16 protein-coding genes are annotated in these 12190 nt (G+C 69.8%); 8 read left to right on the plus strand and 8 right to left on the minus strand.

The window, feature by feature from the left end; genetic code table 11:
* Together GPZ80_RS22835 and GPZ80_RS22840 are read left to right on the plus strand one after the other, a co-directional pair.
* Nucleotides 1-388, plus strand: a 388-nt coding sequence (locus tag GPZ80_RS22835; protein ID WP_187223121.1) for a TOBE domain-containing protein, incomplete at its 5' end; no start/stop codon positions are given.
* Nucleotides 389-444: 56 nt separating this feature from the next.
* The gene (locus GPZ80_RS22840) at nucleotides 445-1194 is read left to right on the plus strand and encodes a maleylpyruvate isomerase family mycothiol-dependent enzyme (RefSeq protein ID WP_187223123.1); all 750 of its coding nucleotides are present in this window, start codon (nucleotides 445-447) and stop codon (nucleotides 1192-1194) included.
* A gap of 282 nt (nucleotides 1195-1476) precedes the next feature.
* On the opposite strand, the gene GPZ80_RS22845 is transcribed toward GPZ80_RS22840, so the two are convergent.
* Together GPZ80_RS22845 and GPZ80_RS22850 are read right to left on the minus strand one after the other, a co-directional pair.
* Entirely contained in the window at nucleotides 1477-2763 is a 1287-nt protein-coding gene (locus GPZ80_RS22845) for a class I SAM-dependent methyltransferase (RefSeq protein ID WP_187223125.1), read from the minus strand.
* A complete protein-coding gene (locus tag GPZ80_RS22850; protein WP_187223127.1) occupies nucleotides 2745-4127 on the minus strand; it encodes an FAD-binding oxidoreductase in 1383 nt (460 codons plus the stop codon). Before GPZ80_RS22850 ends, GPZ80_RS22845 begins: the two co-directional genes overlap by 19 nt.
* A 139-nt stretch (nucleotides 4128-4266) precedes the next feature.
* Between GPZ80_RS22850 and GPZ80_RS22855 the strand changes: the two genes are divergently transcribed.
* From GPZ80_RS22855 to GPZ80_RS22870, 4 genes are all read left to right on the plus strand, one after another.
* Nucleotides 4267-5241, plus strand: a complete 975-nt coding sequence (locus tag GPZ80_RS22855; protein ID WP_187223128.1) for a DNA polymerase domain-containing protein — start codon at nucleotides 4267-4269, stop codon at nucleotides 5239-5241.
* 59 nt (nucleotides 5242-5300) lie between these two features.
* A complete protein-coding gene (locus GPZ80_RS22860) occupies nucleotides 5301-5702 on the plus strand; it encodes a hypothetical protein (RefSeq protein ID WP_187223130.1) in 402 nt (133 codons plus the stop codon).
* A gap of 378 nt (nucleotides 5703-6080) precedes the next feature.
* Nucleotides 6081-6449 (plus strand): hypothetical protein, encoded by a 369-nt coding sequence (locus GPZ80_RS22865; protein ID WP_187223131.1) that lies wholly within the window; start codon nucleotides 6081-6083, stop codon nucleotides 6447-6449.
* An 82-nt stretch (nucleotides 6450-6531) separates the two neighbouring features.
* Nucleotides 6532-6996, plus strand: coding sequence for a DUF6328 family protein (locus GPZ80_RS22870; RefSeq protein WP_187223132.1), 465 nt, complete (start codon nucleotides 6532-6534; stop codon nucleotides 6994-6996).
* Here GPZ80_RS22870 and GPZ80_RS22875 read toward each other — a convergent pair.
* From GPZ80_RS22875 to GPZ80_RS22885, 3 genes are all read right to left on the minus strand, one after another.
* Entirely contained in the window at nucleotides 6923-7534 is a 612-nt protein-coding gene (locus tag GPZ80_RS22875; protein WP_187223133.1) for a hypothetical protein, read from the minus strand. The genes GPZ80_RS22870 and GPZ80_RS22875 overlap by 74 nt on opposite strands.
* A gap of 8 nt (nucleotides 7535-7542) precedes the next feature.
* Entirely contained in the window at nucleotides 7543-8010 is a 468-nt protein-coding gene (locus GPZ80_RS22880; RefSeq protein ID WP_187223134.1) for a hypothetical protein, read from the minus strand.
* 75 nt (nucleotides 8011-8085) lie between these two features.
* Nucleotides 8086-8946 carry a mechanosensitive ion channel family protein gene (locus GPZ80_RS22885; RefSeq protein WP_187223135.1) on the minus strand — a complete coding sequence of 287 codons (861 nt, stop codon included), beginning with the start codon at nucleotides 8944-8946 and terminating at the stop codon, nucleotides 8086-8088.
* 145 nt (nucleotides 8947-9091) lie between these two features.
* On the opposite strand from GPZ80_RS22885, the gene GPZ80_RS22890 reads away from it, so the two are divergent.
* On the plus strand, nucleotides 9092-9394 hold the full coding sequence (locus GPZ80_RS22890) for a sporulation protein (RefSeq protein ID WP_187223136.1): 303 nt from the start codon (nucleotides 9092-9094) through the stop codon (nucleotides 9392-9394).
* Between the two features lie 3 nt (nucleotides 9395-9397).
* Here the strand turns inward: GPZ80_RS22890 and GPZ80_RS22895 are convergent, their stop codons facing one another.
* The gene (locus tag GPZ80_RS22895; RefSeq protein ID WP_187223137.1) at nucleotides 9398-10363 is read right to left on the minus strand and encodes a pirin family protein; all 966 of its coding nucleotides are present in this window, start codon (nucleotides 10361-10363) and stop codon (nucleotides 9398-9400) included.
* Between the two features lie 177 nt (nucleotides 10364-10540).
* Here GPZ80_RS22895 and GPZ80_RS22900 point away from each other — a divergent pair, with 177 nt between their 5' ends.
* Nucleotides 10541-10843, plus strand: coding sequence for an early set domain-containing protein (locus GPZ80_RS22900; RefSeq protein ID WP_187223138.1), 303 nt, complete (start codon nucleotides 10541-10543; stop codon nucleotides 10841-10843).
* Between the two features lie 439 nt (nucleotides 10844-11282).
* Here GPZ80_RS22900 and GPZ80_RS34080 read toward each other — a convergent pair whose 3' ends face one another.
* Nucleotides 11283-11498, minus strand: coding sequence for an MBL fold metallo-hydrolase (locus tag GPZ80_RS34080; protein ID WP_222719737.1), 216 nt, complete (start codon nucleotides 11496-11498; stop codon nucleotides 11283-11285).
* Nucleotides 11495-12190, minus strand: a complete 696-nt coding sequence (locus tag GPZ80_RS22910; protein WP_187223139.1) for a class F sortase — start codon at nucleotides 12188-12190, stop codon at nucleotides 11495-11497. The genes GPZ80_RS34080 and GPZ80_RS22910 overlap by 4 nt, the downstream gene beginning before the upstream one ends.

Raw genomic sequence — 12190 nt, forward strand, 5'->3', positions numbered from 1 at the left:
CGCGGGCTTCATCGGCTCACCCGCCATGAACCTGCTGACCCTGCCGGTCCACGACGGCTCGATGCGCCTGGGCGGCGCCGACATCCCCCTGCCGCGCGCCGTCGGAAGCGGCGTCGAGACGGTCACCGCCGGTATCCGCCCGGAGTCGCTGGAGCTGGCGCCGACGGGCACGGAGAACGGGGTGTCGCTCATCGTCGAACTGGTCGAGGAACTGGGCGCCGATGCCCTGGTCCACGCCGCCATCCAGGACGACCCCAACACCCCGCGCGTCGTCATGCGGGTCGACGGCCGGACGCCCCCGGTCCTGGCCCAGACCATCACCGCCACGCTGCGCCACCCCGAGGAGATCCACCTGTTCGACTCGACCACCGGCGAGCGCCTGGACTGAGCCTGGGCCGTGGTGAGCGAGCGAGGACTGTCGGTTGGTCTGGTTAGGGTGTCGGCATGGATTTCGCCGCCGAGTTAATCGAACAGAACCGCCTTATCGCCGAACTGGCCCGCACCGCCGACCCGGACGCCGAGGTGCCCACCTGCCCCGGCTGGACGCTGCGGCAACTGGTCACCCACATGGGCCGCGGCCACCGGTGGGCAGCCGCCATCGCCGGTGAGCGATCCCAGGCCGTGATCGACCCCAAGACGGTCGCCGACGGCAAACCACCCGCCGACTGGGCGGGTGCGGTCGACTGGATGGCCAACGGCGCCCAACTCATCCTCGACGGCGTCGAGTCGGCCGGGCCGGACACATCGGTCTGGACCTTCACCGGCCCCAAACCGGCCGCTTGGTGGATCCGCCGCAGACTGCACGAGACGGTCGTGCACCGCGCCGACGCAGCCATCGCGGCGGGCGTGCCGTTCGAGGTGGCCCCAGACGTCGCCGCCGACTGCCTCTCGGAGTGGCTCGGCCTGGTAACCGCACGCCCCGCCGCCGCCGACGCCCCGCTCGTCGAGGGAACGTCGCTACACCTACACGCCACCGACGAGGACCTCACCGTCCCCGGCGAATGGATCCTCCGCTCGGACGGCTCACGGATCACAGTGGAACACGAACACACCAAGGGCACGGCCGCGGTGCGCGGGAAGGCGGCGGACCTGGCTCTGGCCATGCTGCGCAGACTGCCCGCCGACCACCCCGACCTCACCCTCATCGGCGACCCCGAAGTGTTCACGACCTGGCTGGAACGCACCCAGTTCTAGGGCTGTCCCCACCAGGAGTCCCGACGAGCGCAAGGGGGCCGGGGCCGGATGAACCGCCCAAGGCCCCACACCGACCGAAGGACGCCTCACGTTCTGAATGTCGAAATCATCCGCCGGAAGGGGCGACTCACTTGCCAGAGCGGGCGACTCGCGATTAACCGGTTTGGCGATGGGGTGGCTGCGCCCCCCATCGCCAGGGGCTGAACCCAAACAGGCACCGTCCCACCGAGCCTGCCTTGCATCCAGGCACCAGCCAACCAAAATCGCGGCCCCGGAGGGAGGTCACCAAGTAGGACGCAAAGGCATGCCCGAAGCGCCCTTCTCCCCCACCTTCACACCCAACAACTGGTGCAGCTCAAGCTGATGCCGGTCGAACGCCAACTGCGAAGCCGCCATGTACAACGCCCACACCCGAGCCCGAGCGATCCCGGCGTCCTGGACCGCTTCCTCCCAGTTCTCATCCAAATTGGCGCACCAAGCCGCAAGGGTCTTCGCGTAGTGCTCGCGTAGGTTCTCGTCGTGGCGGATTTCGAAACCGTTGTCCTGCATGGCCGACGCGATCTCGCCGATGCCTTCCAGTTCGCCGTCCGGGAAGACATAGCGGTCGAAGAACGGGCCGACCTTGTGTGGCGCCGTGGTGTTCGTCCGCGTGATGCAGTGGTTGAGCAGCCTGCCCTGGGGACGCAGCTTCCCGTAGAGGAAGGTGAAGTACGCCGGGAGGTTGCGGGCGCCGACGTGCTCCGTGAGGCCGATCGAGGACACCGCGTCGAAGTCGGTTTCGGTGACGTCGCGGTAATCCAGGTGGCGCACCTCCGCCTTGTCGGACAGGCCGCGGGCGGCGATCTCCTTCTGCGCCCACAGAGCCTGCTCACGCGACAGGGTCACGCCCAGCACGTCCACGCCGTAGTGCTCGGCGGCGTGCATGGCCATGCCGCCCCAGCCGCAGCCGACGTCGAGGAGGCGCATTCCCGGTTCCAGCGCGAGTTTGCGGCACACCAGGTCGAACTTCTGCCACTGCGCCTCTTCGAGAGTGGCGTCCGCGGTCGGGTAGCAGGCGCAGGTGTAGGCCATCGACGGGCCGAGGACCAGTTCGTAGAACCGGTTCGACACGTCGTAGTGCCGGGAGATGGCTACGGAATCACGGTTTCTGGAGTGTCGCAGGCCGAGTGCCGCCCGCCTGGCGCGGCCCGGGAGTTCCTCCGGTGGGGCCTGGACCGGCCGCAGGTGGGTGGGCGCCAACTCGCGCAGCAGTTTGATGCCGTCGCGCAGGTGCAGGTCGTCGATGATGGGCACCAGCACGTCGAGGAGGTTGTAGAGGCCGCCGGTGATCTTCAGGTGTCCGGTGACGTACGCGCGGGCCAGGCCCAGTTCGCCCGGCGCGGAAAGCAGATAGGTCACCGCTTCCGGTGTGGACAGTTCCAGTCGGACCGGCGCGTCCGGGTTGCCCGCGACGCTGCCGTCGTAGGCGGTCACGGCCAGCCCGCCGTCGGGCGGGATGATGCCCTCGAAAGCCGACGCGATTCGCGGTGTGGTCATTCGCTCTCCCCTGGTCAGCGCCCCCGGACGCATTTGTCGTACAGATCGAGCAGCCTTGCCCCCGGGTCGTAGCGAGTCTTGAGATCCCGGTAGGCGGGTCCGTTGTAGAGGGACCAGAACTCATCCTCTTCGTGGAAACTGGCGGAGTACAGCGATTTGCGGCCGCGCATCTCGGTGACGGTCTTCTCGATGAGCCGGTTGTGGGTGCCCGCGGACTCCCCCGGGTCGAGCGGGACCGACGACCAGAACCCGAAGTTGACGTAGAGCGAGTCCGGGTCCATGACGTAGAGCGGCCACTGGGTCTTGTCCCGCAGCCGCACCGGGCACACCCAGACCGGGTTGATCGGGATCTCGCGGTGGAAGAACTCGAGGAACGCGGCGGCTTGGTCGATGGGGACCTCGATGTCCTGCACCACGGTCTCCCGCTCGGGCAGCCCGCGCCACTTGTCGATCCGGGCGGACACGCCGAGCTTGCGTTCGAGTGCGACGACCTTCCAGTAGACGTCCGAGCGGAGCCGCTTGCGGCCCAGCACCCGCCGGACGAGACGGTTCTGCACGCCGAGGGCGGCCGAGCACCAGAACCAGTCGGTGTCCCAGCGCCACAGGTAGTCGCGGACGGTGAGGTAGTCGTCGGCGCGGCCCTGGATGGAGCGGTAGTAGATGTCGAGCCAGGTGTAGTCGCTGGTGTAGGGCGCCTCGTCGGTGAACGTGCCCAGCGTCAGGTACAGCTCGTCGGGTCCGAACACAGTGCCGTCGACGAAGTCGACCTGGACCCCGCCGTGCTCGCGGGTCTCGCAGACCTCGGCCAGTTCGGCGAAGTAGGCGGTGGCGTCGCGGTGGCGGAGGTGGCGCACGTGGACGTAAGGGCGCACCGGTTCGAGTTCGATGGTGAGCCGCAGCGCGTAGCCGAGGGTCCCGTAGGAGTTGGGGAAGCCGTGGAACAGGTCGCGGTGCTCGTTGTCCGGCCGCGCGACGACGACCTGGCCGTCGCCGGTGAGGACTTCGAGTTCCAGCACCGACTCGTGCGGCATGCCGTTGCGGAAGGACGACGACTCGATACCGAGCCCGGTGACCGCGCCGCCCAGGGTGATGGTCTTGAGCTGCGGCACGACCAGCGGCATCAGCCCGTGCGGCAGGGTGGCGTCGACCAGCTGCTCGTAGGTGACCATGCCCTCGACGTCGGCGGTGCGCGCCTCCGGGTCGACGGACAGGACATGGGTGAAGTCGGCGACGTCGATGGTCCCGGCTCCGCCGCGGTCGCGGAACAGGTTGGAGGTGCGCTTGGCCAGCCGGATCGGCGAGTCCGGCGGCAGGGCGGCGAACCGTTCGCGCAGGCGCTGCACCCGGTCCTGGTGCGCGGTCCCCGCGCTGGTCGTGGCACCCGTCATACCTGTCATTCTCACCCTATTCGGCTCGACCGGTACAGCTGTGGCCGACGCGACCCCGTCCTCATCCCTCAGTGATAGTCGAACGGAGCGGATTTCGCTCGCGCAAGATCGGAGTTGACGGGACCGCCACGCGTGGGAAGGTGATCGGGTGAGCGAGGACGAAGTGCGCGACGGGGTGTCGCTGACCAATCTCGACCAGCCGCTGTTCGACGGGGCCGAGGCCACGAAACGCGACCTCGTCGACTACCTGGACGCGGTCCGCGACCGGATGATCCCGGTGTTGCGCGATCGCCCGCTGTCGGTGATGCGGGTGCGGCCAGGCCAGCAGCCGTTCATGCAGAAGAATCTGCCGAAATACACACCGGAATGGGTCCGGCGGGCCACGGTGTGGGCGGAGGCGTCCAAACGCGAGATCTCCTACGCGCTCTGCGACGACCGTCGGACCCTGCTGTGGTTCGCGAACCAGCGGTCCATCGAGTACCACCCCACCTTGACGGTCCTGTCCCGCCCGGACCATGTCACCCACCTGATCCTCGACCTCGACCCGCCCGCGGGCGACGACAGCTTCGGCGCCGCCGTCCAGGCCGCCCTGCTGGTGCGGCAGGCCCTGGCCGACTCCGGCCTCACCGGCGTCGCCAAGACCAGCGGCGCGAAGGGCGTCCACGTCTTCGCCCCCGTCGACCCGGACGCGTCCATGGAGGACGTCGCCGCAGCCACCCGCGCCATTGCCGCCCGGGCGGAGCGTATCGACCCGGCCCTGGCCACGACGGCCTACATCGTGGAGGACCGGGCGGGCAAGGTCTTCCTCGACTCCACGCGCTCGGGCGGTGCCACCGTGGTCGCGGCCTACAGTCCCCGCATCCGCCCCGGCACCCCCGTCTCGTTCCCGGTCGCGTGGGAGGACCTGACCTCGGTCAAACCCGCGGACTTCACCGTGCGAACAGCCCCGGCGCTACTCGGCGACACCGACCCGTGGGCCACCCGAATGCCCGACCCGCAGCCCTTGGCCGCCGACCTGGTCGCCGAAGGCCACACCATCCCGGTCGCCCGCGTCCAGGCGATGCACGAGGGCAAGCGCCGGGCGAGGGCCCGCAAGGCGGCGGAGGAGTCCACGTCCGGGTAGCGGTCGTTTTGCCGAACGGGGACGGGGGTAGACCTCACCCGTACCCCAGGGAGGCCATCATGAGCGACCGCGACCCCGCCGACACCGGCGCGGAGGACTTGGACGAGGACGCATTGCACGTGGACCCGCTGGAAGAGGGCGTCGAACCCCCCGAACACTGGTCGGCGGCCGACAAGTACGGCACCACTCCCTCGGAGGCACTCGAGGGCGAGGGCATGGAGCGGAAACTAACAGCCGAACAGGCGGACGTGACCCCGGACGACGTCCCGGACACCCCCGTCGCCGCGGCCCCCATCGACGACCTCGACGAATCCGTGGACGCCGCGAACGAGCCCGAGGGCTACGACATGCCCGAACCACAACGACAGGTTCCGGACGACGCGGCCCGCAGGGGCCAGTCGGCAGATGAGGCGGGCGGCTCGATGGCCGAGACCATCCGCACACCGCCGGACATCGATTAGACATCGCGAACAACCGCCGGACCCGTGCGCCCTTTCCCTGCACCCCGTACGCGCAGACCTCCAGGGACGGCCTTTCGCCCTGCAGTTCCTCTGCCCTGCACCCCGGACGGGGCACCTTCAGGGACGGCTCTTCGCCCTGCACTCCCCGTTGCCCTTGAGCTCCGAACAGGGTCACCTCCAGGGACGGCTCTTCGCCCCTGCATGGGGGGCGTGGTCGGGCTGTGTTGCTCGGCTGGGTGAGGTGGTTTGTGGCATGCCTAATTCGTGGGCGATTCTGCACGGCCTGGGTGGGTCTATCGTCTGGCCGTGGGCGGATTGGCTGATCGGGCACGATCCGGGCGTCGGGCAGAACGTGCTGATCGCTAGTACCGTCGATCCATGTCGATGAGGCGGGTCGCTGTGGTGCTCGCTGCCCTGGTGGGTCTCTCAGCTTGTGGGGGCGAGCGGGTTCGGGAGGCGGAGAATGTGGCGCGGGCGTTTCTCGGGGCGTTGGCCGACAACCGCACTGAAGAGGCGTGTGCCCTGTTCGGGCCGAGGGTGCTCGCGGACGAGGACTGCGCCGCCGCCCTGGAGAAGTTGACGCCCGCCACCATCGTGGAAACCGAGGTGTGGGGCGATGGCGCCATCGTCCGCGCCGGGTCGGGGACGCTTTTTCTCAGCGAGTTCAACCGGGGCTGGCTGGTGACCGCCGCCGGGTGTGTCGACCGCGGTGAGGTTCCCTACGACTGTGCGGTGGGTGGGCCATGATCGCGCGACTGATGTTCAACCTGACCCTGGTCATCGTGATCGGCGGCTGTGGTTACTTCATCCTCATCGGACTGCTCCACCGATGACCGACGACGAGAGCGAAGGCGACCGGCTGCGGCGCAACGTCAACGAGCTCCTGCAGGAGCTGCGGGTGGCTCAGGCGGGGGTGCAGATCCTCTTCGGTTTCCTGCTCGCCGTGACGTTCACCGAGTCCTACGAGCGTGCGACCGGGTTTCAGCAGATGGTTCACCTGATCACGGTGTTGCTCGCCGTGTTGGCGATCGCGTTGTTCACCGCCCCGGCGGCCTGGCATCGGGTGCTGTTCCGGCAGGGCAGGCGCGACCTGATTGTCGACAGCGCCAACACCTTCGCCATCGTCGGGTTGGCGACGCTCGCCCTCGCGGTCTCGGGGACGGTCCTACTGCTCACCGATGTGATCATCGGTCAGCCCGCGGCGGCCATCCTGGCCGCGATCACCGCGGTCGGGTTCGCGACCCTGTGGTTCGCGGTGCCCGCGCGCCACCGGCGCGGCGGTGACGGCGCATAGCGCGCAGGCCGCGGGCGATCGTGTCGCGCAGGGTGCTCGACGGCGGTTCCGTGGCGGCAATCGTCTCCGCCACCCACGCCACCACTTCGGGCAGACCGAGCGGCGCGGGCGGCGGCCTGCGCAGGTCCACGTCCTCCTGGGCGGTCCGGAAGCACCGGACCACCGCCCCCTCATCCTCCAGCCCTCTCGCCCACTCACCCCACGGCGAGTCGGGGGCGCAGGACCGCGGGTCGACGGCGACGAAGGACTTCACCTTCCGCGCCTGCGCACCCGCCACCCACAGGACCGGCTCGGTGGCCGCCCCGCTGGTGACGATGTGCACGCGCCTGCCCGGGGTCTCGCTCAGGATCGAGGCCAGCGCCGCCAAGCCCGGGCCGTCCGCGGGCAGCCGGACCCAGCCGATCCGCAGCCGGTCGGTCAGCGGGCGCCAAGTCGCGGGCAGTTCGCCGTGGCTGGCCTCCCCGGCCGGATCGAGCACCACCGCGAGGTCCGCGTCGATCGGTCCCCGCCACACGATGGCGGGTCCGCGTGCGGCCATGTCCGTCATCATCGTCGCCCGGCCTCTCCAGAGTCCTCTGTGGACTCATCGACGCCGACCTGGACGGCCCAGACCAAGGCGTGCACGAGCATCGACATCCGGTCGTGGCTGTCGCCGGAGTCGATCACCAGCCGGAGCTGGTCGGTGACGTCCTCCGGCCGGTCGTTGAGCCACGCCAGTTGCGCGCGCAGCACGGCGCGGACCGGCGGGGCGATCGAATCGATGTCGACGGGCAGCCCGTCGGCGTCTTGCACCTCCACGGCGAACGCCGCGTCGGGCAGCTGAACCGCCTCGGACTCCAGGATCTTCCTGCCACCCGCACTGATCAGCGCGGTCACGATGGCGAGAAGGTCGGAGTCCGAGGCGGGTCGGCACCACTGGGCGAGCAGATCGGACACGACGTCGATGTCACGGTCTCGGACCGCGGCCACCAGTGTGTTGATCGCGTCCGCTACGCGAGGGGTGTGCTCGGCCATGGTCTTGGCCCCTCCGGTCGAATCGGTTACGCCGTCTCGCATGGTGGCTACCCCGGTGACCGGAGGGGAAACCCGTCAGGTGCGTCGGTAACCGCTCGACGGCGGCATCGGCGCACCGGCGGGCGGAATCGGTGTGGTCGGCGCACTCGGATCCACGGCGCCCGCGGGGACATGGCTCGCGGGCCTGGACCCCATCTGGCTCGTTTCCGTGGTGGCGCCGTGTCGCGCCGTTTCCGGGGCGCCCTGTCGCGGCGCGGTGGCCGCGGCCTCGTCGCGCATCTTCGGGATCTCCTGCTCCGCGCGGTTCAGCCAGCCGTCCCAGCGGTTCTGCATCGGCTTGATGAGACCACCGCCGACGCCGACGATCAGGATGCCCGCGACGGTCGCGAGGACTGCCACGAGAACCGGGGTGGTGACCGTGGTGGCCACACCGATCTGGTTCAGCGCGGCGATGATTCCCAGGGCCAGGATGAAGACCGAGGCGATCGTGCCGAGCAGCCGCCCGTAGGACAGCCCGCCCAGCGTGTTGTTGATCAGGTCCTTGACACCGGTGGCGATCGCGCTGGCCACGACCACGATGATGATCGCCACGATGGCCCTCGGCAGCCACGCGACAACGGCGGTCAGCAGGTCGGAGACCGGGTTCGGCCCGAACACGCCGAACGCCATCTGCAGGGCGATCAGCAGGATCGCATAGTAGACGATCTTCGCGATGATGTCGGAAGCGTCGTACTTGCCGCGGTCCAGCATGCGTTTGATGCCGCCGCGCTCGACCGCACGATCGAATCCGACCTTTTCCAGGCCGAAGTCGACGGCTTTGGCGAGCGCCTTGGCGAGAAGCCAACCGATGAACAGAATGACCAGGAACATCAGCAGCTTCGGCACGAAGGTGATGATCGACGCCCACGCATCGGATAGGCCTTGGCCGAAGTCCATGGCGTTCTCCCTTCCAGCAGGGGTCCGCGACGGTTCGCGGCCGCTGGCCGAGGAGTTACCCACATCTTCGCTCGCTACACATCCGCACTGGTGAGGTCGCCCGGCTACCCCCGCGTTGCCTACCGTTGACCTGGGAGGACTCGCGATGACCTATCTCGACGTGTTCCGGCTGGCCAAGGACACGCTCAGCGCGCGGACCGTCTACACCGATCCCTGCGAACGCGACGGGGTCACCGTCATCGCCGCGGCCACCATCCACGGCGGCGGTGGCGGCGGGAGCGGCACCGAACTGATCACCGAGGGGGCGGGCTTCGGCGTCTGCGCCCGGCCCGCGGGGGCCTTCGTCATCCGCGGGTCGTCGGTTCGTTGGCGGCCGGCGATCGATGTCAACCGGCTCATCGGCACCATCGGTGCGGTGGTCATCGCCGTCCTCATCACCCGGCGGTGAGGGTCAGCCGCGCGACCTCAGCCGGATGTTGGGCAGGACCGGCGCGGGCAGCGTCTCGGCCCACTGCTCGGGGAACTCGCCGTAGCGGCCGGACTCCACGCCGGAGCGGGCCCGCTGCCACTGCTCGCGGAAAGTGACGATCTCGTCGTGCGAGCGGGCGATGAAGTTCCACCACATGACGATCCGCTCCCCCAGCGGTTCGCCGCCGAGGACGAGCACCCGCGCCGGTTCGTCGCCCGCTTCGAGGGTGAGTGACGTCGACCCCGTCGGCTGGTAGACCAGCTTCCCGGCGCTCGCGGTGACGCCCGCGGCATGGACCTCGCCGGTGTCGACGAGCACGCCGTGCTCGAAACCGGCTTCCACGTCCAGGCGCAGGACCTGGCCCGGGCGCAGGGTGATCTCGGCGCCCAGCAGCGGCGTGTGGGTCGCCACCGGCGACGTGTGTCCGAGCAGGGTCCCGAGGAACACCACGACGCGCGCGCCGTCGTGGGCGTGCACGGGCGGCGCGTAGTGCTCGAAGGCCGGGTCGACGAACCGGTCGCGATCCGGCAGCGCGATCCACAGCTGCGCGCCATGCAGCACCGAGGTCCCCGGCAGCGAGTGCTCGGAGTGCGCGATCCCCGAGCCCGCCGTCATCAGGTTGATCTCGCCCGGGCGGACGACCGCGTGCGCCCCGGTGGTGTCGCGGTGCTCGACCTCGCCGCTGAACAGCCAGGACACGGTCTGCAGCCCGGTGTGCGGGTGGCCCGGCACGGCCATGCCGCCGGTGGCGGAGACGTCGTCCGGGCCGTAGTGGTCGACGAAGCACCAGGCGCCGATCAGCGACTGCTCACGCTGCGGCAGCGTCCGGCGCACCATCATCGACCGGGGACCGCCCAGCGGGACCTCGCGCCCGTCGAGCAGTTTGCCCGCGGGCGCTGTGTCGGCCGAGCAGACGAGCTCGGCAGGCGCCTGCTCCAGGTTGCTCATTCACGCACCCACTCCCAGTCGCGTCAGCCCTAGTCCGATCAGGCTATCCCGGCACCTATAAATATGGTCCCGGTAGAAGTTCCGCGGGCCGGAATCCGCCAACCGCCCCCGGTTGCGACCATCCGTGCCTGCCTCGAAACTGTCAGCGACAGGTGTCGGAGAACCGAGAGGTGTTCGATGATCCGAGTTAAGCGCGCGGCCGACGGCCACCAGCGCGTGACGTTCGCGCTGGCGCAGGACGACCTGCCTGGGATCGCCAAGGCGTCGGTCGTCGGGAACTTCAACGAGTGGGAACCCGGTCGCCACGAGCTGCGCAGGCGCAGCAACGGCACCCTGTCGACCACCGTGGAGGTGGAAGAGGGGACGACGCTGACGTTCCGCTACCTGGGCGACGACGGCGTGTGGTTCAACGACTCCCAGGCCGAGGTCGACCATCTGGGCAACTGCCGGTTCACTGTTCCGTCACCCCGGAATTCTTGATATTTGGTCACCTGCCGTCTTGCGTGCGGAGTGGTGGTGGCCGTGGTCGGCAGCCGTCACGGGTCCCCTTGGGTGGCGGCCTGTTGGCGCTGTGTTTCTTCTCTGCGGGCGTCACGCTCAGGTGGCGGTGACGTTCGAACACGAAAGCCCAGTGGCCTTCCAGCACCTGGACCTGGCAGTGCATGACGTCGCCAAGGACCACGGGCCGACGCGCGTCCACGCCTGACGGGTCGGTGATGACCAGGCTCTGATGGCCAGGCGTGTGGCCGGAAGTCGCCAGCACCCGCACGCCTGGGGCGATCTCGGCGCCGTCCGCGGTGAACTCGACCCGGCCGGACAGGGCGCCATCACCGCGACCGGGTGCGCCCGACCACCCCGTCGGTGCCCGCCCAGTGCCGCCACTCCGCTTCCGCCACCAGGTGTCGGGCCTGGCCGAAGGTCAGCCCGAACGGGTCCGCGGGCTCGGCGCGGGTGCGACGTCGCTGACCCAGCCCACGTGGTCGTGGTGCAGGTGCGTGAAGAACACGGTGTCCACATCGGACGGTGCGAGCCCTTCGGCAGCCGGCGAGGAGATCAGGTCGCCGCCGCGGAAGTCGGCTGCACATGATGAACCACGGCAGGCTCGACGCGCACATTCCTGGAAGCCGGTGGTCACGCCCGGGTCGCGATCACCACCCGGTTCGACTCGTAGCCGTCCGAGCCGCCGACCCAGCGGCCGCCGCAGGTGACGAGGACCAACCGGTGCGTGCCGCCCTGGCCGAAGAACTCCTCGGCGCGCGGGGGCAGGTCGCCCTTCGAGACCGTCTCCACCCGCGACACCCGGTAGCTCCAGGTGCGGCCGGCCGCGTCCACCACGGACACGGGGTCACCGGTCCGCGCGTTCCACAGTTCGGCGAAGGGACCCGTCTGCCCCTTCCAGTCCACATGCCCGGCGAACACCGTCGCGCCCGTGGCGGCGTCCAGACCCGCGCCCCACCACGTCGCCTCGCGCACGCCGTTCGGCACCGGCAGGGTCGCGTCCGGGCCCAGTTCCTGGCGCACCAGTGTCGCCGTGCCGCCCTTGGCCAGCCGGACCGTGCCCGGCCGCTGCCCGACCGGCGCCGCGGTCGGTTCGACGGGTGGGGCACTCGCGGCGGGCGGCGCGGCAGGCGTGGTCGCCTGCGGTGCTTCGGTGGGCAGCACCCCGCCGATCCCGCCAAGGGCGACCGCCTGCGGTCGCGGCGGCTCATGGGGTCCGGCGACGGCCTGCCCGGACACGGTCACCGCGCCGCCGAAGGCCACCGCGACGAACAGACCCGCCCCGCCCGCGACCGCGGGCAGGGCGAGCCACCAACTCTGTCGGGCCAT

It is taken from the genome of Actinokineospora xionganensis, from assembly GCF_014323725.1.
GTDB lineage: Bacteria > Actinomycetota > Actinomycetes > Mycobacteriales > Pseudonocardiaceae > Actinokineospora > Actinokineospora xionganensis.

Excerpts from the sequence above, each read along its gene's own strand:
- GPZ80_RS22860 (WP_187223130.1), top strand. The coding sequence starts at position 5,301 with ATGAGCGACCGCGACCCCGCCGACACCGGCGCGGAGGACTTGGACGAG.
- GPZ80_RS22875 (WP_187223133.1), bottom strand. The coding sequence starts at position 7,534 with ATGGCCGCACGCGGACCCGCCATCGTGTGGCGGGGACCGATCGACGCG.
- GPZ80_RS22845 (WP_187223125.1), bottom strand. The coding sequence starts at position 2,763 with ATGCGTCCGGGGGCGCTGACCAGGGGAGAGCGAATGACCACACCGCGA.
- GPZ80_RS22880 (WP_187223134.1), bottom strand. The coding sequence starts at position 8,010 with ATGGCCGAGCACACCCCTCGCGTAGCGGACGCGATCAACACACTGGTG.
- GPZ80_RS22870 (WP_187223132.1), top strand. The coding sequence starts at position 6,532 with ATGACCGACGACGAGAGCGAAGGCGACCGGCTGCGGCGCAACGTCAAC.
- GPZ80_RS22890 (WP_187223136.1), top strand. The coding sequence starts at position 9,092 with ATGACCTATCTCGACGTGTTCCGGCTGGCCAAGGACACGCTCAGCGCG.
- GPZ80_RS22850 (WP_187223127.1), bottom strand. The coding sequence starts at position 4,127 with ATGACAGGTATGACGGGTGCCACGACCAGCGCGGGGACCGCGCACCAG.
- GPZ80_RS22900 (WP_187223138.1), top strand. The coding sequence starts at position 10,541 with ATGATCCGAGTTAAGCGCGCGGCCGACGGCCACCAGCGCGTGACGTTC.
- GPZ80_RS22885 (WP_187223135.1), bottom strand. The coding sequence starts at position 8,946 with ATGGACTTCGGCCAAGGCCTATCCGATGCGTGGGCGTCGATCATCACC.
- GPZ80_RS22910 (WP_187223139.1), bottom strand. The coding sequence starts at position 12,190 with ATGGCCCGACAGAGTTGGTGGCTCGCCCTGCCCGCGGTCGCGGGCGGG.
- GPZ80_RS22840 (WP_187223123.1), top strand. The coding sequence starts at position 445 with ATGGATTTCGCCGCCGAGTTAATCGAACAGAACCGCCTTATCGCCGAA.
- GPZ80_RS22865 (WP_187223131.1), top strand. The coding sequence starts at position 6,081 with ATGTCGATGAGGCGGGTCGCTGTGGTGCTCGCTGCCCTGGTGGGTCTC.
- GPZ80_RS22895 (WP_187223137.1), bottom strand. The coding sequence starts at position 10,363 with ATGAGCAACCTGGAGCAGGCGCCTGCCGAGCTCGTCTGCTCGGCCGAC.